Here is a 22,376-nt window from a genome sequence, read left to right as displayed (position 1 = left end):
ACTGAGCGGATACCCTGTGGGCCGGCAGGCAGTATTATGCCTGTCGTCCGCGGAAATAGGTCAGCGCCAGCGCCAGCGCCAGTACCAGCCCCTTAATGATATCCATTGCATAATAGGGGACCGACAGCATGACCAGTCCGTTTTGCAGTACCCCGAGAATAATGGCCCCAATCAGTGTGCCCAGCGCATTGGGTTTCCCTGAGCCTGCCAGGGACAACCCGATCCATGCCGCGGCAACAGCATCCATCAGATAACCACTGCCCGCGCTGACCTGAGATGAACCGATACGTGAGGCTAATAATATGCCACCCAGCCCGGCCAGCAGTGATGCCAGCAAATAAGCGATGACCCGGTAGCGGGTGGTTTTAATCCCCGAAAGACGGGCCGCCTCAGGATTTCCGCCTAACGCATACATCCGGCGTCCATGTTTGGTCAGGGAAAGTCCGATCTGAGTGACCACCGTCACCACCAGCATAATGATGACAATGCCGGGGATCTCTCCCAGCCAGCTGAAACCTGCCGGAATAACACCTTCCGCCATATCACCGTCAGGCATAACCATATTCTGGGTGATGGATCCCCCGTAGCTGTAGGTCATCGCCACACCCTGTACCACGAACAGGGTGGCAAGCGTGGCCAGCATATCCGGAATCCGCAGAATAACGATTAAAAAACTGTTAAACAGGCCGACCAGTAAACACAGGGAAAGGGTGATCAGAATGGCCGCGGTCATGCCGTAGCCGTGCCAGACGAACATCGAAATCACCAGCGCATTTGCCAGCGAGGCGGTGGAGCCTACCGACAGGTCAAAGCCACCGACGGTCAGCGAAATAGCAACGGCCATGGCAATAACCGTCACAATGGCAATCGATCTCAGAATATTGAGTAAATTGTCCGGTGCCAGAAAACCGTCAGCGGTCAGACCAAAACCGATCAACAGAATAGCGACAGTCAGTAACATGCCCCATTTATACAGGAAATCAAACAACCGGTGATGCCATACAGGGGATAACGGGGTAGATTCAGGGTTGCTGCTCACGCAGGGGTTCCTCCGGTTGAATAAAGCAAAAGAGTTTCTTCAGTGGCATGTTTTCCCTCCAGTTCGGCGACGATCCGCCCGTCCCAGAGGACACAAATACGATCACAGAGTCCGGTCAGCTCCGCAAATTCGCCGGAAGCATAGATAATGCCTTTACCTTCTCTGGCGAGCTGATCGATTAACAGGAAAAGATCGGACTTTGCTTTAACATCGACACCTTTGGTCGGTTCGTCGAAAATCAGGATATCTGAGCGGGTGGCCAGCCATTTACCGATAGCCACCTTTTGCTGGTTACCGCCGGATAAGCGTCGCAGAGTCTGGTGTGGTCCGCGGCTTTTTACCGACAGTTTACGGATAATCTCCTGCGCCCATTGCACAGACTGACGGACGTTGAAAAATCCCTGTGAAGAAAAACGATTATCGGCGCTGACTGACAGATTCATCGCCACGGATTCATCAATAAAAATGCCCTCTTTGCGCCGTTCTTCCGGAACAAGGGCGATACCTGCCGCCACGGAATGTGACGGCGAGCGGGGGGACCAGTCATTACCCAGCAGGCGTCCGCGAGTTAACCGGCTTTTGCTGGCACCGAATAAGGCTTTACAAAGCTCCGTTTTTCCCGCGCCTGCCAGGCCGGCAATACCGAGAATCTCGCCTTTACGCAGGGTGAGATTAATCTCCCGCAACAGTTTATGGTCATGCAGACCCTCGACACTCAGCAGTTCGTCGGCGGAATGTGGCGGACGACGGGGAGGGTATAAGTCAGTCAGTGTATGACCAATCATTTTTTCGACGATCTGCTCGCCGCTCAGGGCATTCATGGCCGTAGTTTCGATTAATCTGCCGTCACGCAGTACTGTCAGCTGATCACAGACAGTCTTTAATTCGTGGATACGGTGAGAGATAAAGGCAATCCCGATCCCCTGCTGTTGCAGATGACGAACCACCTTAAACAGCTGTTCACTTTCGTGCTGATCCAGAGGCGCTGTCGGCTCATCAAGAATTAAAAACCGGCATTCATGAGACAATGCGCGGGCTAGCAGAATCTGCTGTTTTTCTGCCAGAGAGCAACGTTCGACCGGCTGACGGAGATCGAGGGTGACATTCAGCTGCGTTAACAGGGCACCCGCGCGGCGATAAATTTCACCCCAGTGATAAAACTGCCCGCCACCGGCCAGATTATCGAGCATAATATTTTCGGCCACACTGAGGGCGGGGATCAGGCCATTATCGACTTCCTGCTGCACCAGGTGAATACCGGCTTGTTTTGCCTGTAGCGGGGTACGAATAGACAGTGGTTTGCCATCCAGTAATATTTCGCCCTGATAATGATGATGAGCACCGGATAATACGGCCATCAGGGTTGATTTTCCGGCCCCGTTAGCCCCGGTAAGGGCATGAACAGAGTGACCTTCAAGAATAAAATCAACTTTATCCAGCGCGCTGAACCCGGCAAAATTGATCGAGATATTGCGCATCTCGAGGCGGTGAGTCTCAGCCATAATTAATTCGCTACCTGGTTAGTCATAGTTACGGAGATGATCGGTAACCGGTTTCTGCGTCCTCTGATGAGGGCTGACAGGAGGCATAAACTACCATAAAGACGTTTAGCCATCCAGAAGTCCGCAAATAAAAGCGATATCATCTGCAGTCAGTTATTATTCTGGTGTAATAATTCAGCTTCTATTAACTGAGTGGCGTAATCATCGGTTTATGATGGTGGGATAAGTATTTATTGTTAATTCGCTGACTGATGACAGAAAACGGGTTTATTCAGAACGCGGTGCAGCAAGGGATATGCGGGGGGAGGCAAAAATGTCCGGCGGATAAAAAGCCAGAGCGAACTCTGGCTTGATGTGTTGTTTCAGTGATCCGGACGGGGGGTTATTTTACCGGTATTGCTTTTAACAGCCCGGTCAGTAGCTGCCAGTATAAGCCGACACTGCCGATATGCACCTGTTCATCCGGTGAATGAGGACCGGTAATTGTCGGGCCGATAGACACCATATCTAAATGAGGATAAGGTTTTTTAAATAGGCCGCATTCCAGACCGGCATGGATAACCTGAATATCCGGCATTTTGCCAAACAGCGACTGATAGATTTCCCGTGTTTTAGCCATTATTGGTGATTTCTCATCCGGCTCCCAGCCCGGGTAGCTGCCTGACGCGATAGTCGTTGCCCCGGCCAGTTCACCCAGGGAGCTCAGAGTATCCACGACGTAATCTTTACCACTATCAATTAATGAACGGATCAGACTGAATATTTCTGCTTTATCATCGCTCAGGGTAACGATGCCGACATTCAGGGACGTTTCCACCACACCTGGCGCAACATCGGAAAAGCGCACCACGCCATTCGGCGTCGCATTGAGTAAATTCAGGAAGCTATCGCGGCTGGCGGAAGTCAGAGCCTGCTGAGTACTGTCATCGGCTTCTGTCAGCAGTACCACATTCTGATCTTTAGGGCCGGCTTCAGTTTTCAGTAACTGCTGATATTCACTGATTGCCTGTTCAAACGCAGCACGGTCGCGGGGATGGAATGCCAGAGTTGCAAAGGCTTCTCGCGGTATAGCATTACGCAGTGTACCGCCGGAAAAACCGGTTAATTGCAGACTGATCGTTTTGCTCAGGCTGACCAGTAAACGGGCCAGTAATTTATTAGCATTCCCCAGCCCCATATGGATATTGGCCCCGGAATGTCCGCCTCGCAGGCCTTTTAAGGTCAGTCTGACCTGTTCAGCATCTGCAGCAATCGGTTCACGCTGTAGCGGAAGTTCGGTGACACAATCAATACCGCCGGCGCATCCCATATAGATTTCGCCTTCTTCTTCTGAATCCGTATTGATCAGAATATCGGCCTGTAACCAGCCGGGCTGTAAACCGAAAGCACCTTCCATGCCGGCTTCTTCGGTCATGGTCAGCAGTACTTCCAGAGGGCCATGTTCGACGCTGTCATCGGCCAGAACGGCCAGTGCAGAGGCCATACCAATACCATTATCCGCACCGAGCGTTGTCCCGCGGGCTTTCAGCCATTCACCATCGATATAAGGGCGGATAGGGTCAGTGGTAAAATCATGCACCGTGTCGTTATTTTTTTGCGGCACCATATCCAGATGTGCCTGCAATGCTACCGGCGTACGATTCTCCATGCCGGGGGTTGCCGGTTTACGGATCAGGATATTGCCTGCCTGATCACGTTCACACCATAAACCCTGCTGTCTGGCCACAGCCACAATATGTGTTGCCAGCGCTTCTTCATGGTAAGAAGGGTGGGGGATTGAACAGATGGTTGCAAAAATATCCCACAAAGGCTGTGGAGAAAGTTGAGAAAGTTCAGACACAATAACTCTCCTGTAACATTCCGGATCAGCGTGACCCGGCAGTATCAATAGGGGGACAGAGGAAGTAAACGACTCTCTGTCAGTATTTCCTGAGAATACCATTGATTAGCGGCTGGCGGGGGTGTTGTCGGGGAAAAAAAGCCCCTGACGGCAGCGGATGCTGGTTTTTAGTGCGGCATATCCTTATAATCCCGCGCAAACTTTTTTATTGCACTTAATTCAGGTCATCTGTATTGGCCGGGGACTCCTTTAAATGAGCGAAAAATACGTAGTTACCTGGGATATGTTACAAATCCATGCCCGTAACCTCGCCCGTCGTCTGCTGCCAGTTGAACAGTGGACAGGTATTATTGCTGTCAGCCGTGGTGGTCTGGTTCCTGCGGCACTGCTGGCCCGCGAATTAGGGATCCGCCACGTAGATACGGTCTGTATCTCCAGTTACGATCATGACCATCAGCGTGAGATGAAAGTAGTTAAACGTGCTGAAGGTGACGGCGAAGGGTTTATCGTGATTGATGATCTGGTGGATACCGGTGGCACCGCTAAAGCTATCCGTGATATGTATCCGAAAGCGCATTTTGTCACTATTTTCGCGAAACCGGCAGGGCGCCCGTTAGTCGATGATTATGTGATCGATATTCCACAGAACACCTGGATTGAACAACCCTGGGATATGGGTGTGTCTTATGTGGAACCTATCGTAAAAGATTAACTGTTTCTGTTGTAGCATTCTGAAAATTCAGGATGCTACTTTTTATTTCCTGCCATCGCCTCCGCGTCTTCCCTCAGGTACACTGCTTAATCATCATCCGGTAGCGGAGTTGTGATCATGCAGGAAAAGAATCTTAGTGAAGAATTATTTAAACCCAGATTTGAACACCCTGAAACCTCATCGTTAGTACGCCATCTTCAGTGCAGCACGGCAGGGGCCTCTTCTTCTATGGCCGCCAGATCGCCCCGGTGCTGGTATCGGACGCTCATGCCACTGGTCTGGCACTGGCGTGGATTACCTCTGGTCGAAATCAATGAAGTCTTATCACGAATTGCCGCCAGCCCGCTGGCCAGAACTAATGAGCAACAGCTGGACACGATAAAGGGATACCGTAACGGTAACTGGATTTATGAATGGTCTGTGCAGGCGGCACACTGGCAGCAACTGGCGCAGCAGCAACAGGACAGCGCTCTCGCCGGTCAGTATTGGCTGCATGCGGCTAATTTATTCAGTGTCGGTGCCTATCCACATCTGAGTGGTGATGAATTGGCGGATCAGGCCCAGTTACTCGGATACCGTGCCTATGAACAGGCCACCCGCTTCTTATCCGGAGAGCTGAAAGCACTCAGTTTCAGACTGGACGATGGTAAGACGATTAACGCCTTCCTGCATATGCCGGAGCAGGTAAAGCCCCCTTATCCGACGGTAATGTTATGTGGTGGTCTGGATACCCTGCAACTCGATCACTTCCGCCTGTTTCACGACTACCTTGCTCCCCGGGGGATGGCTATGTTAACCATCGATATGCCCTCGGTGGGGTACAGTTCCCGCTGGCGATTAACTCAGGATACCAGTATGCTGCATCAGCAGGTATTACGACAACTGGCTGATATTCCGTGGATTGATCATCACCGGGTCGGCGTCTGGGGACAACGCTTCGGGGCGAATGTCGCGGTCCGGCTGGCCTATCTTGAAATTCCGCGTATACGCGCTGTTGCCTGTCAGGCGCCGATCGTCCATAGTCTGCTGACCGACGAAGCACTGCAACAGGCTGTGCCAGATATGTTTCTGGATATTCTGGCCAGCAGGCTGGGAAAAACCACCCGCAGTGATACGACTCTGGCGGCAGAAATGAATGCTTATTCTCTGAAAGTTCAGGGATTACTCGGCCGAAGGACTCCGGTGCCTGTATTATCAGCCTACTGGAAAAATGATATTTACAGCCCGGTGGAAGATTCCTCCCTGATCTGTAATTCATCGGCGCAGGGTAAATTACTCTGTATTGCAGATTCTCCGGTGATGGCCTCTTTTGAAAACGGGATGGTTCAGATCAGTGACTGGATGGCTCAGCAGTTGAGCAGTAATTAAACGTAAGCGCTGATATTATTGACAGGCTTATTAAAAACTGACCAAACACATAATGGAGATGACGTGATGGCCTTACCTGGCGGACAACTGAGAGGGCGTCTTTTACGACGTTTTAATGAGCTTGGCCCTTATCTCAGAGAAGATAAATGCGGAGATAAGAGTTTCTTTTTCGATTGTCTGGCCGTCTGTGTCAACGTTAAACCGGCGCCGGAAAAACGCGAATTTCTCGGCTGGTGGCTGACACTGGAAGCAGAAGAAAATCATTTTACTTACCACTACCATTACGGATTGTTTGATAAAGAAGGCAACTGGCAAGTCCGGGATATTAAGGCCGGGGAAGATCAACAGAGTGTTGAACAGACATTGCAAAAGTTTTTTCCGCGGCTGGATGCGTTATTACAGAAAATGGATGTTGTATTAACGCCGGCTGCCGGGGCTGAGTCTCTGGTGGCGAAAAGCGAATAACTCTCGGGGGCAGATAATTATCTGCCCCCGAGAAACTGGCTGATTAATATCAGAACTGATAGGTCAGACCGACGGCAACAACGTTATCGGTATTCAGTGACAGACGGTTATCATTTTTCAGCTGGTTAATTTTGTAGTCAACGAAAGTAGACATATTTTTGTTGAAGTAATATGTAGCGCCGACATCGATATATTTCACCAGGTCAGCATCGCCAATACCATTTTCAATATCTTTGCCTTTCGTCTGTACATAGCCCAGTGACGGACGCAGACCATTGTCAAACTGATACTGTGCCACCAATTCGACGTCCTGCGCTTTATTGGCTGCGCCGGTCACAGAGGTTCCGGTAATACGGTTAGTACCACTGATAGGCGTCATATTGGTTGTCTGGGTAAAGATAGCGGCCAGGTAAATCTGGTTCGCATCATATTTTATGCCTGCGCCCCAAGAGTTAGCCTTATCACCGTGACCATAGGTTGCAGCCTGCTGGCTTTTGGTACGGTTAGAACTGGTAATGGCACTCATCAGGCTGACACCGCTGTCACCCAGGGTATAACCTAAAGACGCACCAAAACCGTCGCCGTTCTGACGGGTAATATCTGTACGGGCATTAGTGGTGTTATCATCATTTTTGCCCTGATACTGTACGGCAAAACGTAAACCATCAACCAGGCCGAAGAAATCATTGTTACGCCAGGTCAGTAAGCCTGTTGCACGCTGGGTCATAAAGTTATCTGCGCGCGCAGTACCGTCTCCGCCAAACTCAGGGAACATATCGGTCCAGGCTTCAACGTCATACAGAACACCGTAGTTACGGCCGTAGTCGATAGAACCTAAGGTCGGATTACGCAAACCGGCAAAGCCAAGGCGGGTTTTATTACCGGAGTTGGCATCGGAGCCTTCAGAGTTATTCAGGTTATACTGATATTCCCACTGGCCGTAGCCGGACAACTGGTCATTGATTCGGGTGACACCTTTAAAGCCGATACGGGCGTATGAAGTATCGCCGTTAGCTTTTTTATTATCGCTCATGTAGTGCTCGGCTTTTACTTTACCGTAAAAATCGAGGGTATTGCCGTCTTTATTATATACCTGAGCAGCATGAGCAGCAGAGGTCAGGCTGCATAATAAAAGTGCCACAGTGGTCTTTTTCATAAGGTGGTATCCCGGTTATTTAAATGTTTGTTATCGAAAAATTCTGAAAGCGCAGCAACTTTTTACTTAACAACCATTAAAGATTTATGACACACCGGTATTTTTGGTAAAAAAAATAAAAATCCCCCCTGTGGCGGGCAGGAAAATTTTTTATCTGCTGATCCCTATGGATAAAAGGTTGGATTCCTGTGCGACACCTGCTAAAAGGAAGGTTTGTTTATTGGTTAGGTGGCAGGACTTATGAGTGGCAGTCAGACCCTGGTGGTCAAGTTGGGGACCAGTGTACTAACCGGCGGTTCACGCCGGTTAGATCGTGCACATATCTTGGAGCTGGTACGGCAATGCGCGCAGGCTATTGATGCCGGACACCGGATAGTGATTGTGACGTCCGGCGCTATTGCGGCAGGACGTGAGCATCTGGATTACCCCGAACTGCCCCCTACTATCGCCTCTAAACAGCTGCTGGCTTCCGTCGGACAGAGTCAGCTGATTCAGGTATGGGAACAGTTATTTGCTATTTACGGCTTACATGTCGGTCAGATGCTGCTTACCCGTGCCGATATGGAAGACCGGGAGCGTTTCCTGAATGCCAGAGATATGCTGCATGCATTACTGGATAACCGCATTATTCCGGTGATCAACGAAAATGATGCCGTTGCAACGGCAGAAATTAAAGTCGGTGATAATGATAATTTATCGGCGCTGGCGGCCATACTCTCCGGCGCAGATAAATTACTGTTGCTGACAGACCAGCAGGGATTGTTCACCGCTGATCCAAGAAATAACCCTGAGGCACAGCTGATTAGCGATGTGCATGTTATTGATGATGAATTAAGAATGATCGCCGGCGGAAGTGTTTCCGGCCTGGGGACCGGAGGAATGGCAACCAAGCTGCAGGCGGCTGATGTAGCCTGTCGCGCCGGGATTGATGTGATTATTGCCAGTGGCAGCCAGCCGGTATTAATCAACAATATTCTTAACGGTCAGCCTGCCGGTACCCTGTTCCACGCTCAGAAAAACCGGCTTGAAAACCGTAAGCACTGGATCTTCGGCGCACCTCCTGCAGGTACTATTACCATTGATGACGGTGCACTGAATGCATTACTGGAGCGCGGCAGTTCACTGTTGCCCAAAGGTATTTGCCAGATTCAGGGCGATTTTTCCCGGGGGGAAGTTATTTCTATCCGCAGCCTGCAGGGGCGGGATATCGCTCACGGTGTTTCACGCTATAACAGTGATGCGTTGCGGATGATTGCTGGTCATCATAGTCAGCAAATCAGTGAAATACTGGGGTATGAATACGGTCCGGTTGCGGTTCACCGCGACGATATGATTGTCAGTTAAGGAGTTGTTATGCTGGAAACTATGGGTAAAGCCGCGCGGGCAGCCTCTTATCAGCTATCTGTTTTAACAACAGAACAAAAAAATCAGGTACTGCTGACAATAGCCAGTATGCTGGAACATGAGTCTTCTGCTATTTTGGCGGCGAATGGCGAAGATGTTGCGCGGGCAAGAGAAAATGGTATGGGGGAAGCCTTACTGGATCGTCTGACCCTTACCTCTGAACGGCTAAAAGGGATTGCTGATGATGTCCGCCAGGTATGTCATTTGAAGGATCCGGTGGGTCAGTTAATCGATGGTGGTTTACTGGACAGTGGTCTGCGCATTGAGCGCCGGCGGGTACCTTTAGGGGTGATCGGAGTAATTTATGAGGCCCGGCCGAATGTAACGGTAGACGTTGCTTCTCTGTGTCTGAAAACGGGGAATGCGGTTATTTTACGCGGAGGAAAAGAAACCTTCCGGACCAATGCCATGACCGTAAAAGTGATTCAGAAAGCACTGGCGGCCCATGATATCCCTGAAGCTGCTATCCAGGCGATCGAGAATCCGGATCGTCAGTTGGTCAGCGAAATGCTGAAGATGGATCGTTATATTGATATGCTGATCCCGCGGGGCGGTGCCGGGTTACATAAACTCTGTCGTGAACAGTCGACGATCCCGGTGATCACCGGCGGCATCGGGGTTTGTCATCTGTATGTTGATGAAACAATGGAGACTGACGCAGCGCTGGAGATTATTGTTAATGCTAAAAAACAGCGACCAAGTGCCTGTAACTCACTGGAAACCCTGCTTATCCACCAGGATATTGTTACCGAATTTTTACCGCGTTTCTGCCAGCGTATGGCTGCTGAGCAGATCACTCTGCATGCTGACGAAAATATTTTGCCGGAAATCCGCAAGTTTCAGCCGGACGTACAGCGGGTCAGAGCTGCAGAATATGATGATGAATGGTTGTCCCTGGATCTGAATGTCAAACAGGTTTCTTCACTCGACCAGGCCGTCAGCCATATCCGTGAGCACGGGACCCAGCATTCAGACGGTATTCTCAGCCGCAGCCTGAAAAATGCCAATCAGTTTGTCAATAAGGTCGATTCTTCAGCGGTATATGTCAATGCCAGTACAAGGTTTACTGACGGAGGTCAGTTTGGTCTGGGGGCCGAAGTGGCGGTAAGTACCCAGAAACTCCATGCCCGTGGCCCGATGGGCCTGGAAGCCCTGACAACCTATAAATGGGTTGCCTGGGGAGAGGATACATTGCGTAAATAATCTGCACAGCTCTCCCTGTCCTCAGGGGCAGGGAGAGGGCTGCCGGCGATTTCTGGCAGAAATTACTATCCCCGGTTATTCACCACTTCTTCTTACGATGTTGTTTTATTCTTACGCTGTCGTCTGTGGCTGGTCAGTTAATGGCGGCAGAGTAAAGATTACGTTAAGAAAACTCATCGATGTAATGCCTGTTCACACTCCTGAAAATTAAACCAGGAATAATCCCCATAACATGCTCACAGGGCTTCAGCATAATTACCGGCATATTTCCTGTGAGGAACATAACAATGAAACGTATCACTATTGCTTTATTAACCACAGTACTGCTCACCGATGGGGTTATGATTTCATCCGCAATGGCAGCTCCCGGCGATCAGCAGGGAGGTCAGTTTGTCCCCCGACAGCAGGAGAACGGGCCACAGCATCAGGGCAATATGTCTCAACAGCGTCCGGATAACAGACAACAGCAGGGGAACGGGCCGGGACAGCGTCCGGATAATGGTCAGTACCGGTCTCAGCAGGCAGGGGAACACGGCGGCGGATCGCCCCGTCACCGGCAGGCTGAGCGTTTTGCTTTTCATGGTAACGATTTCCGCAGAGGCCATGAGATGCCGCAAAATTACCGCGGACCGCAATACCGTGTGAATGACTGGCGTGCCCGCGGATTAAATCAGCCGCCACAGGGTCATTACTGGGCCAATATCAACGGTAATTATGTATTGATGGCCGCAGCGACCGGAATAATTACTTCAATCATTCTCAATGGTGCTTTGTCGCACTGACGGATGAGCACAGGCAATATCAATTTCCGGAGGAAAAGATGGCTAAATCACGGAAGGTCTTAGTGACCTCAGCACTGCTACTTTTTGCGGCAATATCTTCTGTATCTGCCAGTGCGGATGACTATGATCACCGCGGACCACCCGGCGACGGATATCATGATCATGATGGCCGCGGATGGAGAGGCGGTGACTACGGGCCAGCGGGCCCTCATGGCGGACCACACCGGCATGGACCAGGCCCTGATGAAAGAGACTCTTTTGCCTGGCAGGGACATCATTTTGAGCGGGGAGGCTATGTTCCCCATGATTTCCGCGGGCCAGACTACCGTGTAGATGACTGGCAACGGCGCGGGTTACCGGAACCACCCCATGGTCACCGCTGGTCCTATATTGATGGTAATTATGTGCTGGTGGCGGTCGCGACCGGGGTGATTACCTCAATTATTTTAAATAATGCTTTTCATCCTTAGAACACAGGGTACGCAGGCAGGTCTCCGGCGCTAAAGTTGCCAGAGACCTGCCCGCGCATACTTTGATCGTTGCAGAACAAGAACAGGTTCAGTACTGCTCAGCCAGCTGTCCGGTGTCTGCAACGCCCTTTGTTCCTGTCATCAGTACGTTTAATCTTCGCTAACCTGTCCCGTTTTTGCTGCGCGGGGAAAGGTGCTGTCTGTCATCCTTCGGTAATTCCCGCTACGATCAGAGAGACATCAGCCACGCGGAACCTGTACTAAAAAGGCCGGGTTCGGCCATCAGCAAGGTTCAGAAATAGAGACATAACAAAAAGTTCGCAGCTATTCATTTCCCGATATCCCCGTCAGGAAAGTCTGCGGATAGCCTGGGGCTGTTTATTTCTATGTATAGTTTTCTTGCGCCCGGAACCCCGGCCTATTGTCATTCCCGTTAGCAGAAAACAACACCGCCAGGCTTTTTACTCTTATTTATCGAACACTAATAACTTCAGTAGTTTATCCAGGATTGGTGTAATCAAATGTTTACATTAAGAGTGAGAATAAGGCTTTAAATTGATGTTTGTAAACATAAGTGTACACAGTATGGATTGAATACTTTACTTATTGTGATAGTCTGTCGAGCAGTAAATATAATCAGACTGTCAGCGGCCATATCAACAGGATCCTAACCATGCACAAAGATGCACTGAATAACGTACATATTACTGATGAACAGATAATGATTACCCCGCAACAGCTGAAAGCCCGCTTTCCGCTCACAGAACAGCAGGCATTACAGGTTGCTGAATCCCGCCGGGTTATCTCTGACATTATTTCGGGAAAAGATCGTCGTTTGCTGGTGGTGTGCGGACCATGCTCGATTCATGATCCTGAGGCAGCTCTCGAATATGCCCGTCGTTATAAAGTGCTGGCGGATAAATACAGCGACAGTCTTTGCCTGGTGATGCGTGTTTATTTTGAAAAACCACGTACGACAGTCGGCTGGAAGGGTCTGATTAATGATCCGCATATGGACGGATCTTTTGATGTTGAACAGGGGTTACATATTGCCCGCGAACTGCTGGTGAAATTAGTAGCGATGGGGCTGCCTCTGGCCACTGAAGCGCTGGATCCTAATTCGCCACAATATCTGGGGGATCTTTTCAGCTGGGCAGCTATCGGAGCCCGCACCACAGAATCCCAGACTCACCGTGAAATGGCATCCGGCTTATCCTTACCCGTTGGCTTTAAAAACGGTACCGATGGCAGCCTGAGTACTGCGATTAATGCATTACGTGCCGCAGCTATGCCCCATCGCTTTATGGGGATCAATCAGGCGGGGCAGGTCAGTTTACTACAGACCCGTGGTAACCCGGATGGTCATGTGATTTTGCGTGGCGGAAAAACCCCGAATTACAGCCCGACAGACGTTGCTGCCTGTGAAAAAGAAATGCAGAAGGCAGGATTGAAACCTTCATTGATGATAGATTGCAGTCATGGCAATTCCAGTAAAGATTTCCGCCGTCAGGCAGCGGTAGCAGAGTCAGCGATGGCACAAATCAAAGACGGCAACCGTTCTGTTATTGGATTAATGCTGGAAAGTAATATTTATGAAGGGAATCAGTCATCCGAGCAGCCACGTTCTGAAATGCGTTACGGCGTCTCGGTGACCGATGCCTGTATTAGCTGGGAAACGACAGAGAATCTGCTACGCGATATCCATCAGGATATGTGCTTTGCGCGGCAGACCTCAACAGAGGTGTTATAAGTCATGGTGGCAGAGCTGACCGCGCTACGCGATAAAATTGATGAAACAGATAAAGCACTGCTGGAATTACTGGCGAAGCGTCTTGAACTGGTTGCAGAAGTTGGTGAAGTAAAAAGTCGTTACGGGCTACCCATTTATGTCCCTGAACGTGAAGCCAGTATGCTGGCTTCGCGGCGTAAGGAAGCTGAACAGCTTGGGGTTCCTGCCGATCTGATTGAAGACGTTTTGCGCCGGGTGATGCGTGAATCCTACTCCAGTGAAAATGATAAAGGATTTAAAACACTGAAGCCTGATTTGGGGCCGGTAGTGATTGTCGGAGGAAATGGCCAGATGGGGCAGCTATTCAGCAAAATGCTGACCTTGTCAGGGTATCAGGTTCGCTCACTGGACAAAGATGACTGGGGACAGGCTGAACAGCTGCTTGCCGGTGCAGGGATGGTGATCATCAGTGTACCTATCCATCTGACTGAGCAGGTGATTAATCAGCTGCCACCGTTACCGGAAAACTGTATTCTGCTGGATCTCTCGTCGATCAAAAATAAACCATTACAGGCGATGCTGGCTGCGCATCCGGGACCGGTACTCGGACTTCATCCGATGTTTGGCCCGGACAGCGGAAGCCTGGCAAAACAGGTGGTGGTATGGTGTGACGGACGGCAGCCGGAAGCTTACCAGTGGCTGCTTGAACAAATTCAGGTATGGGGGGCACGTTTACATCGCACCAGTGCCGTGGAACATGACCAGAATATGGCCTTTATTCAGGCGTTACGTCATTTTGCGACCTTTGCCTATGGGTTGCACTTAGCGGAAGAAAATATCGATCTTGCTCAGTTACTGGCCTTGTCATCACCTATCTATCGTCTCGAACTGGCAATGGTGGGGCGCTTATTTGCTCAGGATCCCCAGTTATATGCGGATATTATTATGTCTTCGGAATCAAATCTGGCATTAATCAAACGTTATTATATGCGGTTTGGTGAGGCGATAAGTCTGCTGGAAAGCGGGGATAAAGCTGCATTTATTGAAAGCTTCCGGGGGATTAAACACTGGTTTGGTGACTACGCTGATTCGTTTCTTGCCGAAAGTCGCGGACTGTTACGTTCGGCGAATGATAATCGCCAATAATATTTGCGGATGATCTTTCACGGGCACCTTTCCGGTGCCCGTAATTGCTGTCAGCCTGCGGAGACGGGAATAACATCCTCTCCCGGGTAACAGCCCAGAACCTTAATAAAACGGGTCAGTGCCGTCAGCTCTTCAATCGCCTGTTTCATTGCTGCCGAATGAACGTTGGCCTGAATATCGAGGTAAAACATCTCTTCCCACGGATTCCCGTGAATAGGACGGGACTCCAGTTTTGTCATAATCAGCCCCTGTTTTCTCAGTACCAGCAGCGCATCGACCAGAGCTCCCGACTGTTGCCCCGTAGCCATCAGTAAGGTCGTTTTTGCAGGGACCTGCTCGGATACGCGAACCGGTTTACGTGCCAGGATAATAAAGCGGGTGATATTTTGCTGCTGATTGGCCAGATTACGTTCCAGTACCTGCAGATTATAGAGTTTACCGCCGGCCTCACTGCCCAGAGCCACAGCACCTTTATCCTGCATGGCCGCGACTTTTTCCATTGCAGCCGCGGTACTTTCTGTGTACTCAATTTTCCAATGAGGGTAGCGGTTCAGAAACTGGCTGCATTGCTGGAAAGGCTGTGGATGGCTGTACACTGTAGTGATGTCGTCCAGTGATGTTTCTGCAGGGACTAATACGCAGTGATCAATCGGCTGGGTCATTTCTCCGACAATATGTAACCGGGTATGTTGTAGCAGGTCATAGACATCATTAATCGACCCTGAACTGGTGTTCTCCAGTGGCAGCACGGCATAATCCGCCAGACCGGAATCCACCTGTTGTAAAATATCCTGAAATTTACTGCAACCAATCTCGGTCAGGTGGGCGAAGTGCCGTGATGCATACTGGCGGGCAGCGAGGTGTGAATACGAACCTTTAGGTCCGAGGAAAGCGATCCTGGCACTGTTTTCCTGAGGCTGATTGAGCGCTTTTTGCAATAATGCCTGCTGAGTCAGGACCGACTCTTCAATAATCAGCTGAAATACACGGGTGACAAAATGGCTGTCTAACGATAGCTTTTTACCTTTATTAATCAATAATTCAAGCAGCTGTTTTTCTCTTTCTGCATCGCGGACCGGCCGGTGGGTTGCCAGTTTAAAGTTACCGACTGCGACTGCAACATCCCGTCGTTCGGCCAGTAATGCCAGCAGCTGATTATCCAGCTGGCTGATTTTGTCCCGCAAATGCTCTAAAGAGTGGTCGGCACTCATCATTGTCACCTGTATCCTGTTATTTTAGTCCCAATAAAAAAGCCTCCCTGGGGGAGGCTTTTCTGTTCGTCTTCTCATTCATTCTTACAGGACGAATCATCTCCCGGGAGCGATTAGGCTAAAAAAGAATGAGAAGAAAAACAGGGTAGTCTGCATGTGATATTCCTTAACTGACAGAGTCCGAGAGTAGCTTTTGCTGCGGGATGCGTCAACTAAAAACGCGCCCGAAGGCGCGTCATCAATCACAAGGATTATTCGGCAGGAATAATATCTTTTACACTGGCTGAAGCTCTTCGTGCTTCACCTTTATGCTGAACTTTATTCAACTGGCGTTCCAGTTTATTAATAAGTTCATTGATAGCCGCGTACATATCCTGGTGACGGCCGGTCGCGACCAGTGGACCATTAGGGGTATTAATGGTCGCATCTGCGACAAATTCTTTAGGTTCTTTCGAGAGTACGATATGCGGGTTGATCAACGGTGTCTGCCATTTCTCAAGTTTGGTAATACGCTCTTCAACATGGTTGCGGATAGCGTCGGTAATTTCCATTTGTTTGCTGGTGATATTAATGATCATCGCACTTACCTCTCTCGTTACCATAGGTTGACTACCAGAATAACGGCTTGTGCTAACAATAATGTGATCTGCATCACAAAATAAAGTCACTTTTTGTCAAAGCGGTGGTTTTGAGAAAATGGCAGAGAAATTCAGCTGACCTGTTGTCTGCCGTAAAAATGCTACCTCAGAGCGATGGCTGAAAATTTCGTGTTACCCGGACATCGGCAGAGCGATTATCTGCAGGCGGAAAAAAAGAAGCCGCCGCGTTATCCGCAGCGGCGTTCTTAAAGGCTTAACTGACAAGCATTAGTCTGATGACGGCCTGTGCTGAATCAGATTCAGACAGTCGTTATTTACTGCGGTTATCGGCGATCAGTTTAGCCACTTTAGCGGCTTCAGTATTCATCTGCATTTGACGGTAAGCATTTTCCATCAGAGGCAGTGCCTGATGAGTAGCCCGGGTATCAGGATAATTACTGAGCATACCCTCTACACGGTTAACAACCGCGACATAGGCACCACGTTTGGTATAGAATTGCGCCACAGAGAGTTCATATTTTGCCAGGCGGTCTTTCAAAGCCACCATCCGTTGCCTTGCATCGGCCGCATACTGACTTTGCGGGTAGTTTTGTAATAACTGAGAAAAATCAGTAAACGCCTGGCGTGCATTACTCGGGTCTCTGTCAGAACGATCGATTCCGAAGAAATGCTGCAACGCTGATTCATCCAGTGACATGTCCGTCAGGCCTTTCATATACAGGACATAGTCAATATTCGGGCTGGTCGGATTCAGACGCATATAGCGGATAATGGTTGCCTGTGCCATTGGCATATCACCATTTTTATAATAAGCGTAGATCAGATCAAGCTGTACCTGCTGGGAGTAAGGCCCGAACGGATAACGATTATCCAGAGCTTCCAACTGGGTAATCGCTGCTTTAAAGTTCCCGTCCTGCAATTTTTGCTGGGCAGTTGCATAGATAACTGACGGTGGGTTGTCCGGGACGATGTCTTTAGAGCCGGAACATCCCACCAATGCCAGGCCCAGAGTGGCAACGGCCACCAGATGTTTCATACGCGTCATGACGAAATGATTATCCTCAAAGTTTTAGCAGAAGCTTTCTGTGAAGCTTCCGGTGATGATCAGCTAAGATAGCACATTATAGTAAACGGCTTTGCCGTGAAAACCCAACGTTAACGAAAGAAGCTTATATGGCACAACAAGTACAACTCACCGCGACAGTCTCCGAAGCGCAACTTGGACAACGCTTAGATCAGTCTTTGGCGGAATTGTTCCCTGATTATTCACGTTCTCGCATAAAAGACTGGATTTTGCAGGGACGGGTAACCCTTAACGGGGTGACAGCAACGATCCCGAAAGAAAAAGTTTTTGGTGGCGAGCAGGTAAACATTGATGCCGAAATTGAAGAAGAGGCCCGCTGGGAACCTCAGGATATCGCACTCGATATTGTTTACGAGGATGATGATATTTTAGTTATCAATAAGCCGCGAGGTTTGGTGGTACACCCGGGGGCAGGCAATCCGGATGGCACGGTACTTAATGCCTTACTGTACCATTATCCGGCGATTGCCGACGTACCGCGTGCCGGAATTGTCCATCGACTGGATAAAGACACCACCGGGCTGATGGTCGTGGCAAAAACGGTACAGGCACAGAAACATCTGGTTGACTGTCTGCAACGTCGCGAAATCACCCGTGAATATGAAGCGGTGGCTATCGGTACAATGACGGCTGGTGGTTTGGTCGACGAACCGATTTCCCGCCACCCGACCAAGCGTACTCATATGAGTGTGCATCCGATGGGTAAGCCAGCGGTGACCCATTACCGCATTATGGAGCATTTCCGTGCTTATACTCGCTTACGCCTGCGGCTTGAAACGGGACGAACTCACCAGATCCGTGTCCATATGGCACATCTGAGCCACCCGCTGGTCGGTGATCAATTATATGGCGGACGCCCGCGGCCACCCAAAGGGGCATCTGACGACTTTATTTCCGTATTACGGAAATTTGACCGGCAGGCCCTGCATGCCACCATGCTGCGTTTATACCATCCGATAACCGGTATTCAGATGGAGTGGCATGCGGCATTGCCTGAGGATATGGTGGAACTGATTGAAGCAATGAAAGCCGACACCGAATTACATAAAGATGAAATGGACTGGTTATGAGTTCATTGATTATCCCGGACTGGCCGGCCCCGGCCAATGTCAGAGCTTGCTCCACAACCCGTACTGGCGGATTCAGCCAGGGCCCCTGGAGCAGCTTTAATCTGGGAGCGCATGTTGCGGATGATCCGCAACATGTTGAAAGTAACCGCCGACAGTTGTGCCAGATTGCCGGGTTACCCGCGATGCCTGTCTGGCTGACACAGGTGCATGGCAGCAGGGTGGTCTCGCTACCCGCAGGCCCGGAAGAATCGATGACTGCTGATGCCTGCCGGACAACAGTCGCCGGTCAGGTGTGTGCGGTAATGACCGCTGACTGTCTGCCGGTGATCTTCTGTTCGAGGGATGGCCGCCAGGTCGCCGCGGCCCATGCCGGATGGCGTGGCTTGTGCGATGGTGTGCTGGAAAAAACAGTGGACGGGTTTGACTGCCCGCCGTCTGAGATTCTTGCCTGGATGGGCCCGGCGATCAGTCAGCAGGCTTTTGAAGTTGGGCCTGAAGTTCGCGATGCTTTTGTGGCGGTGGATAAAGCCGCCGGACAGGCTTTCCGTCCGCGTAATCATAAATTTATGGCTGACCTCTGGTTACTTGCTACTCAGCGATTAAACCGCGCCGGAGTGACTGCTGTTTCGGGCGGCGGGCGTTGTACCTATCAGCAAAGTGAAGATTTTTTCTCTTATCGCAGAGAGAGTATCACCGGACGTATGGCAACTTTGGTGTGGCTGATATAGTCTTAGCCGCTGGACGATCCAGCCCGTATTAATTTTTCTTTGTTTTCCGGGTCATTAAACTTGAATATCTGAGGGATTGGCCTCATTTAATCTCCTGTAGCATTTTGACCTTTAACAGGAGGAATTATGCGTCTGGATCGTCTGACCAATAAATTTCAATTAGCACTGGCTGATGCTCAGTCATTAGCGCTCGGTAACGACAACCAATTTATCGAACCTCTCCACCTTATGAGTGCATTACTGTCTCAGGAAGGCGGATCGGTGCGTCCTTTACTCTCCTCTGCCGGGCTGGATGTTGCGGCAATGCAGGAGAAGATCACCGGGGCGATTAAACAGCTCCCACAGGTGGAAGGCAGCGATGGTGATGTTCAGCCTTCTGCGGATTTAATTCGCGTCCTGAATGTGTGCGACAAACTGGCGCAGAAACGCGGTGACAGTTTTATTTCATCTGAACTCTTTGTACTTGCTGCTTTGGAATCACGCGGATCTCTGGCTGATATACTAAAATCAACAGGGGCGACCGGTGAAAAACTTACCAGTGCGATAGATCAGTTGCGTGGGGGCGAAAAAGTGAATGAACAAGGTGCCGAGGATCAACGGCAGGCATTACAAAAGTATACTATCGATCTGACCGAACGGGCAGAGCAGGGCAAACTGGATCCGGTGATAGGCCGTGATGAAGAAATTCGTCGAACCATTCAGGTACTGCAACGGCGTACTAAAAACAACCCGGTATTAATCGGTGAACCCGGGGTCGGTAAAACAGCGATTGTTGAAGGACTGGCCCAGCGAATTATTAATGGCGAAGTTCCTGAGGGCCTGAAAGGGCGCCGGGTACTGGCTCTGGATATGGGGGCGCTGGTGGCCGGGGCAAAATTCCGCGGGGAATTTGAAGAACGGCTGAAAGGTGTCCTCAATGATCTGTCAAAACAGGAAGGTAACGTCATCCTGTTTATTGATGAACTGCATACTATGGTTGGGGCCGGTAAAGCCGATGGTGCGATGGATGCCGGTAATATGCTTAAACCAGCCCTGGCAAGAGGTGAGCTGCATTGTGTTGGCGCGACTACCCTGGATGAGTATCGTCAATATATAGAAAAGGATGCCGCACTGGAGCGTCGTTTCCAGAAAGTACTGGTCGCTGAGCCGACAGTTGAAGACACCATTGCGATTCTGCGTGGCCTGAAAGAACGTTATGAATTACATCACCACGTACAAATTACCGATCCGGCAATTGTTGCAGCGGCGAATCTGTCGCACCGCTATATCGCTGATCGTCAGCTGCCAGATAAAGCCATTGACCTTATTGATGAAGCCGCGTCAAGCATTCGTATGCAGATTGATTCTAAACCTGAATCACTCGATCGGCTGGAACGTCGTATTATCCAGCTAAAACTGGAACAGCAGGCACTGAAGAAAGAATCAGATGATGCCAGTGTAAAACGGCTGGAAATGCTGGAGACGGAACTCAGCCAGAAAGAACGTGAATATGCTGAGCTTGATGAAGAATGGAAAGCAGAAAAAGCCTCATTAAGCGGTACTCAGAATATTAAAGCTGAACTGGAGCAGGCACGTATCACTCTGGAACAGGCTCGTCGTACGGGTGACCTGGCGGAAATGTCAGAATTACAGTACGGCAAAATACCTGATCTGGAAAAACAGCTGGCAGCAGCCACTCAGGCCGAAGGCAAATCAATGAAAATGTTACGTAACCGCGTAACTGACGTTGAAATTGCAGATGTACTGGCCCGCTGGACCGGTATCCCGGTGGCAAGGATGATGGAAGGAGAAAGGGATAAACTGTTGCGGATGGAAGAGTCGTTACACAGTCGTGTCATCGGACAAAATGAAGCCGTCGAAGCTGTGTCTAATGCTATCCGTCGTAGCCGTGCCGGACTGGCAGATCCGAACCGGCCGGTAGGTTCTTTCCTGTTTCTCGGCCCGACAGGGGTAGGTAAAACAGAATTGTGTAAAGCACTGGCTGATTTTCTGTTTGACAGTGATGAAGCCATGGTGCGTATCGATATGTCCGAGTTTATGGAAAAACACTCGGTCTCCAGGCTGGTGGGGGCACCTCCGGGTTATGTCGGTTACGAAGAAGGCGGCTACCTGACCGAAGCCGTCAGACGTCGTCCGTATTCAGTTATCTTACTCGACGAAGTTGAGAAGGCGCATCCGGATGTATTCAACATTCTGTTACAGGTGCTGGATGACGGACGCCTGACTGACGGACAAGGGCGCACTGTTGATTTCCGTAATGCGGTTATCATCATGACCTCTAATCTGGGCTCTGATTTAATTCAGGAACGGTTTGGTGAACTGGACTACGGCGAGATGAAAGCACTGGTAATGAGTGTTGTCGGACACCATTTCCGTCCGGAGTTTATCAACCGTATAGATGAACTGGTGGTCTTCCATCCGCTGGGGGCAGAACATATCGCTTCAATTGCCCGGATTCAGTTGCAACGTTTGTACCATCGTCTTGAGGAGCGTGGCTATCAGTTGCATATCTCGGATGATGCTCTGAAACTGCTGGGACAGACCGGGTTCGATCCGGTATATGGTGCGCGTCCACTGAAAAGGGCAATACAGCAGGAAATAGAAAACCCGCTGGCACAACAGATATTGTCCGGAGATTTAGTGCCGGGAAAAATCATCGAAATGGATGTCAGTGACGGAAAAATAGTCGCACATCAGTAATCAGGATGTTGTTTACCAGCAAAAGCGGACATTTAATGTCCGCTTTTGCTGCCTCAGGGGCCTGGTTTGTGGGTTTTTACGGCGATAAGCATAAAAACCCGCCAGTCAGTAATTAATTTAAAATAAACCCTTGCCAGAAAAAATTAACTCCCTATAATGCGCATCCAC

At 50.0% G+C, this 22,376-nt stretch carries 19 protein-coding genes and 1 other annotated feature; of the genes, 12 read left to right on the top strand and 7 right to left on the bottom strand.

Going from position 1 to position 22,376, the window contains the following annotated elements; translation table 11 throughout:
• Window positions 1–34: 34 nt before the first annotated feature.
• The 3 genes from JK211_RS11300 to pepD all read right to left on the bottom strand — a co-directional run bounded on the left by JK211_RS11300 (window position 35) and on the right by pepD (window position 4,381).
• A complete protein-coding gene (locus tag JK211_RS11300) occupies window positions 35–1,039 on the bottom strand; it encodes an ABC transporter permease (RefSeq protein ID WP_371734624.1) in 1,005 nt (334 codons plus the stop codon).
• Entirely contained in the window at window positions 1,036–2,541 is a 1,506-nt protein-coding gene (locus JK211_RS11295; protein ID WP_212708780.1) for a sugar ABC transporter ATP-binding protein, read from the bottom strand. The genes JK211_RS11300 and JK211_RS11295 overlap by 4 nt, the downstream gene beginning before the upstream one ends.
• A 382-nt stretch (window positions 2,542–2,923) precedes the next feature.
• Complete coding sequence (gene pepD, locus JK211_RS11290; protein ID WP_212708779.1) at window positions 2,924–4,381, bottom strand: beta-Ala-His dipeptidase; 1,458 nt, start codon at window positions 4,379–4,381, stop codon at window positions 2,924–2,926.
• A gap of 253 nt (window positions 4,382–4,634) precedes the next feature.
• On the opposite strand from pepD, the gene gpt reads away from it, so the two are divergent.
• The 3 genes from gpt (at window position 4,635) to crl (ending at window position 6,926) form a co-directional block, all read left to right on the top strand.
• Window positions 4,635–5,093: a xanthine phosphoribosyltransferase gene (gene gpt, locus JK211_RS11285; protein WP_212708778.1), complete on the top strand. Its 459-nt coding sequence runs from the start codon at window positions 4,635–4,637 to the stop codon at window positions 5,091–5,093.
• Between the two features lie 117 nt (window positions 5,094–5,210).
• A complete protein-coding gene (gene frsA, locus JK211_RS11280) occupies window positions 5,211–6,461 on the top strand; it encodes an esterase FrsA (protein ID WP_212708777.1) in 1,251 nt (416 codons plus the stop codon).
• Between the two features lie 66 nt (window positions 6,462–6,527).
• On the top strand, window positions 6,528–6,926 hold the full coding sequence (crl, locus tag JK211_RS11275; protein WP_212708818.1) for a sigma factor-binding protein Crl: 399 nt from the start codon (window positions 6,528–6,530) through the stop codon (window positions 6,924–6,926).
• Between the two features lie 49 nt (window positions 6,927–6,975).
• Here crl and JK211_RS11270 read toward each other — a convergent pair whose 3' ends face one another.
• Window positions 6,976–8,082, bottom strand: coding sequence for a porin (locus tag JK211_RS11270; RefSeq protein ID WP_212708776.1), 1,107 nt, complete (start codon window positions 8,080–8,082; stop codon window positions 6,976–6,978).
• Window positions 8,083–8,322: 240 nt separating this feature from the next.
• On the opposite strand from JK211_RS11270, the gene proB reads away from it, so the two are divergent.
• The 6 genes from proB to tyrA all read left to right on the top strand — a co-directional run bounded on the left by proB (window position 8,323) and on the right by tyrA (window position 14,816).
• The gene (gene proB / locus JK211_RS11265; protein ID WP_212708775.1) at window positions 8,323–9,426 is read left to right on the top strand and encodes a glutamate 5-kinase; all 1,104 of its coding nucleotides are present in this window, start codon (window positions 8,323–8,325) and stop codon (window positions 9,424–9,426) included.
• 9 nt (window positions 9,427–9,435) lie between these two features.
• On the top strand, window positions 9,436–10,689 hold the full coding sequence (gene proA, locus JK211_RS11260; RefSeq protein ID WP_212708774.1) for a glutamate-5-semialdehyde dehydrogenase: 1,254 nt from the start codon (window positions 9,436–9,438) through the stop codon (window positions 10,687–10,689).
• 287 nt (window positions 10,690–10,976) lie between these two features.
• Complete coding sequence (locus JK211_RS11255; RefSeq protein WP_212708773.1) at window positions 10,977–11,471, top strand: RcnB family protein; 495 nt, start codon at window positions 10,977–10,979, stop codon at window positions 11,469–11,471.
• 38 nt (window positions 11,472–11,509) lie between these two features.
• Window positions 11,510–11,941: an RcnB family protein gene (locus tag JK211_RS11250; protein WP_212708772.1), complete on the top strand. Its 432-nt coding sequence runs from the start codon at window positions 11,510–11,512 to the stop codon at window positions 11,939–11,941.
• 673 nt (window positions 11,942–12,614) lie between these two features.
• On the top strand, window positions 12,615–13,691 hold the full coding sequence (locus JK211_RS11245; RefSeq protein ID WP_212708771.1) for a 3-deoxy-7-phosphoheptulonate synthase: 1,077 nt from the start codon (window positions 12,615–12,617) through the stop codon (window positions 13,689–13,691).
• A gap of 3 nt (window positions 13,692–13,694) precedes the next feature.
• Window positions 13,695–14,816: a bifunctional chorismate mutase/prephenate dehydrogenase gene (gene tyrA, locus JK211_RS11240; protein WP_212708770.1), complete on the top strand. Its 1,122-nt coding sequence runs from the start codon at window positions 13,695–13,697 to the stop codon at window positions 14,814–14,816.
• Window positions 14,817–14,866: 50 nt separating this feature from the next.
• Here the strand turns inward: tyrA and pheA are convergent, their stop codons facing one another.
• The 3 genes from pheA to bamD all read right to left on the bottom strand — a co-directional run bounded on the left by pheA (window position 14,867) and on the right by bamD (window position 17,671).
• Complete coding sequence (pheA, locus tag JK211_RS11235; protein WP_212708817.1) at window positions 14,867–16,027, bottom strand: bifunctional chorismate mutase/prephenate dehydratase; 1,161 nt, start codon at window positions 16,025–16,027, stop codon at window positions 14,867–14,869.
• Between the two features lie 32 nt (window positions 16,028–16,059).
• Window positions 16,060–16,184, bottom strand: a sequence feature (Phe leader region).
• Between the two features lie 94 nt (window positions 16,185–16,278).
• The gene (gene raiA / locus JK211_RS11230) at window positions 16,279–16,605 is read right to left on the bottom strand and encodes a ribosome-associated translation inhibitor RaiA (protein ID WP_212708816.1); all 327 of its coding nucleotides are present in this window, start codon (window positions 16,603–16,605) and stop codon (window positions 16,279–16,281) included.
• Between the two features lie 331 nt (window positions 16,606–16,936).
• Window positions 16,937–17,671: an outer membrane protein assembly factor BamD gene (gene bamD, locus JK211_RS11225; RefSeq protein WP_212708769.1), complete on the bottom strand. Its 735-nt coding sequence runs from the start codon at window positions 17,669–17,671 to the stop codon at window positions 16,937–16,939.
• Between the two features lie 128 nt (window positions 17,672–17,799).
• Here bamD and rluD point away from each other — a divergent pair, with 128 nt between their 5' ends.
• The 3 genes from rluD to clpB all read left to right on the top strand — a co-directional run bounded on the left by rluD (window position 17,800) and on the right by clpB (window position 22,208).
• On the top strand, window positions 17,800–18,780 hold the full coding sequence (rluD, locus tag JK211_RS11220) for a 23S rRNA pseudouridine(1911/1915/1917) synthase RluD (protein ID WP_212708768.1): 981 nt from the start codon (window positions 17,800–17,802) through the stop codon (window positions 18,778–18,780).
• Window positions 18,777–19,508: a purine nucleoside phosphorylase YfiH gene (gene yfiH, locus JK211_RS11215; RefSeq protein ID WP_212708767.1), complete on the top strand. Its 732-nt coding sequence runs from the start codon at window positions 18,777–18,779 to the stop codon at window positions 19,506–19,508. The genes rluD and yfiH overlap by 4 nt, the downstream gene beginning before the upstream one ends.
• 126 nt (window positions 19,509–19,634) lie before the next feature.
• Window positions 19,635–22,208 carry an ATP-dependent chaperone ClpB gene (gene clpB, locus JK211_RS11210; RefSeq protein ID WP_212708766.1) on the top strand — a complete coding sequence of 858 codons (2,574 nt, stop codon included), beginning with the start codon at window positions 19,635–19,637 and terminating at the stop codon, window positions 22,206–22,208.
• The last annotated feature ends 168 nt before the right edge of the window (window positions 22,209–22,376 follow it).

Origin of the sequence: Tatumella sp. JGM130 (assembly GCF_018257525.1) — a bacterium.
GTDB lineage: Bacteria > Pseudomonadota > Gammaproteobacteria > Enterobacterales > Enterobacteriaceae > Tatumella > Tatumella punctata.
This window is presented reverse-complemented; position numbering and strand designations above follow the sequence as displayed.

Bases quoted from the DNA above. Each gene is read 5' to 3' on its own strand.
- JK211_RS11295 (WP_212708780.1), bottom strand. From the start codon at position 2,541: ATGGCTGAGACTCACCGCCTCGAGATGCGCAATATCTCGATCAATTTT.
- gpt (WP_212708778.1), top strand. From the start codon at position 4,635: ATGAGCGAAAAATACGTAGTTACCTGGGATATGTTACAAATCCATGCC.
- frsA (WP_212708777.1), top strand. From the start codon at position 5,211: ATGCAGGAAAAGAATCTTAGTGAAGAATTATTTAAACCCAGATTTGAA.
- crl (WP_212708818.1), top strand. From the start codon at position 6,528: ATGGCCTTACCTGGCGGACAACTGAGAGGGCGTCTTTTACGACGTTTT.
- JK211_RS11270 (WP_212708776.1), bottom strand. From the start codon at position 8,082: ATGAAAAAGACCACTGTGGCACTTTTATTATGCAGCCTGACCTCTGCT.
- proB (WP_212708775.1), top strand. From the start codon at position 8,323: ATGAGTGGCAGTCAGACCCTGGTGGTCAAGTTGGGGACCAGTGTACTA.
- proA (WP_212708774.1), top strand. From the start codon at position 9,436: ATGCTGGAAACTATGGGTAAAGCCGCGCGGGCAGCCTCTTATCAGCTA.
- JK211_RS11255 (WP_212708773.1), top strand. From the start codon at position 10,977: ATGAAACGTATCACTATTGCTTTATTAACCACAGTACTGCTCACCGAT.
- JK211_RS11250 (WP_212708772.1), top strand. From the start codon at position 11,510: ATGGCTAAATCACGGAAGGTCTTAGTGACCTCAGCACTGCTACTTTTT.
- JK211_RS11245 (WP_212708771.1), top strand. From the start codon at position 12,615: ATGCACAAAGATGCACTGAATAACGTACATATTACTGATGAACAGATA.
- tyrA (WP_212708770.1), top strand. From the start codon at position 13,695: ATGGTGGCAGAGCTGACCGCGCTACGCGATAAAATTGATGAAACAGAT.
- pheA (WP_212708817.1), bottom strand. From the start codon at position 16,027: ATGAGTGCCGACCACTCTTTAGAGCATTTGCGGGACAAAATCAGCCAG.
- raiA (WP_212708816.1), bottom strand. From the start codon at position 16,605: ATGATCATTAATATCACCAGCAAACAAATGGAAATTACCGACGCTATC.
- bamD (WP_212708769.1), bottom strand. From the start codon at position 17,671: ATGACGCGTATGAAACATCTGGTGGCCGTTGCCACTCTGGGCCTGGCA.
- rluD (WP_212708768.1), top strand. From the start codon at position 17,800: ATGGCACAACAAGTACAACTCACCGCGACAGTCTCCGAAGCGCAACTT.
- yfiH (WP_212708767.1), top strand. From the start codon at position 18,777: ATGAGTTCATTGATTATCCCGGACTGGCCGGCCCCGGCCAATGTCAGA.
- clpB (WP_212708766.1), top strand. From the start codon at position 19,635: ATGCGTCTGGATCGTCTGACCAATAAATTTCAATTAGCACTGGCTGAT.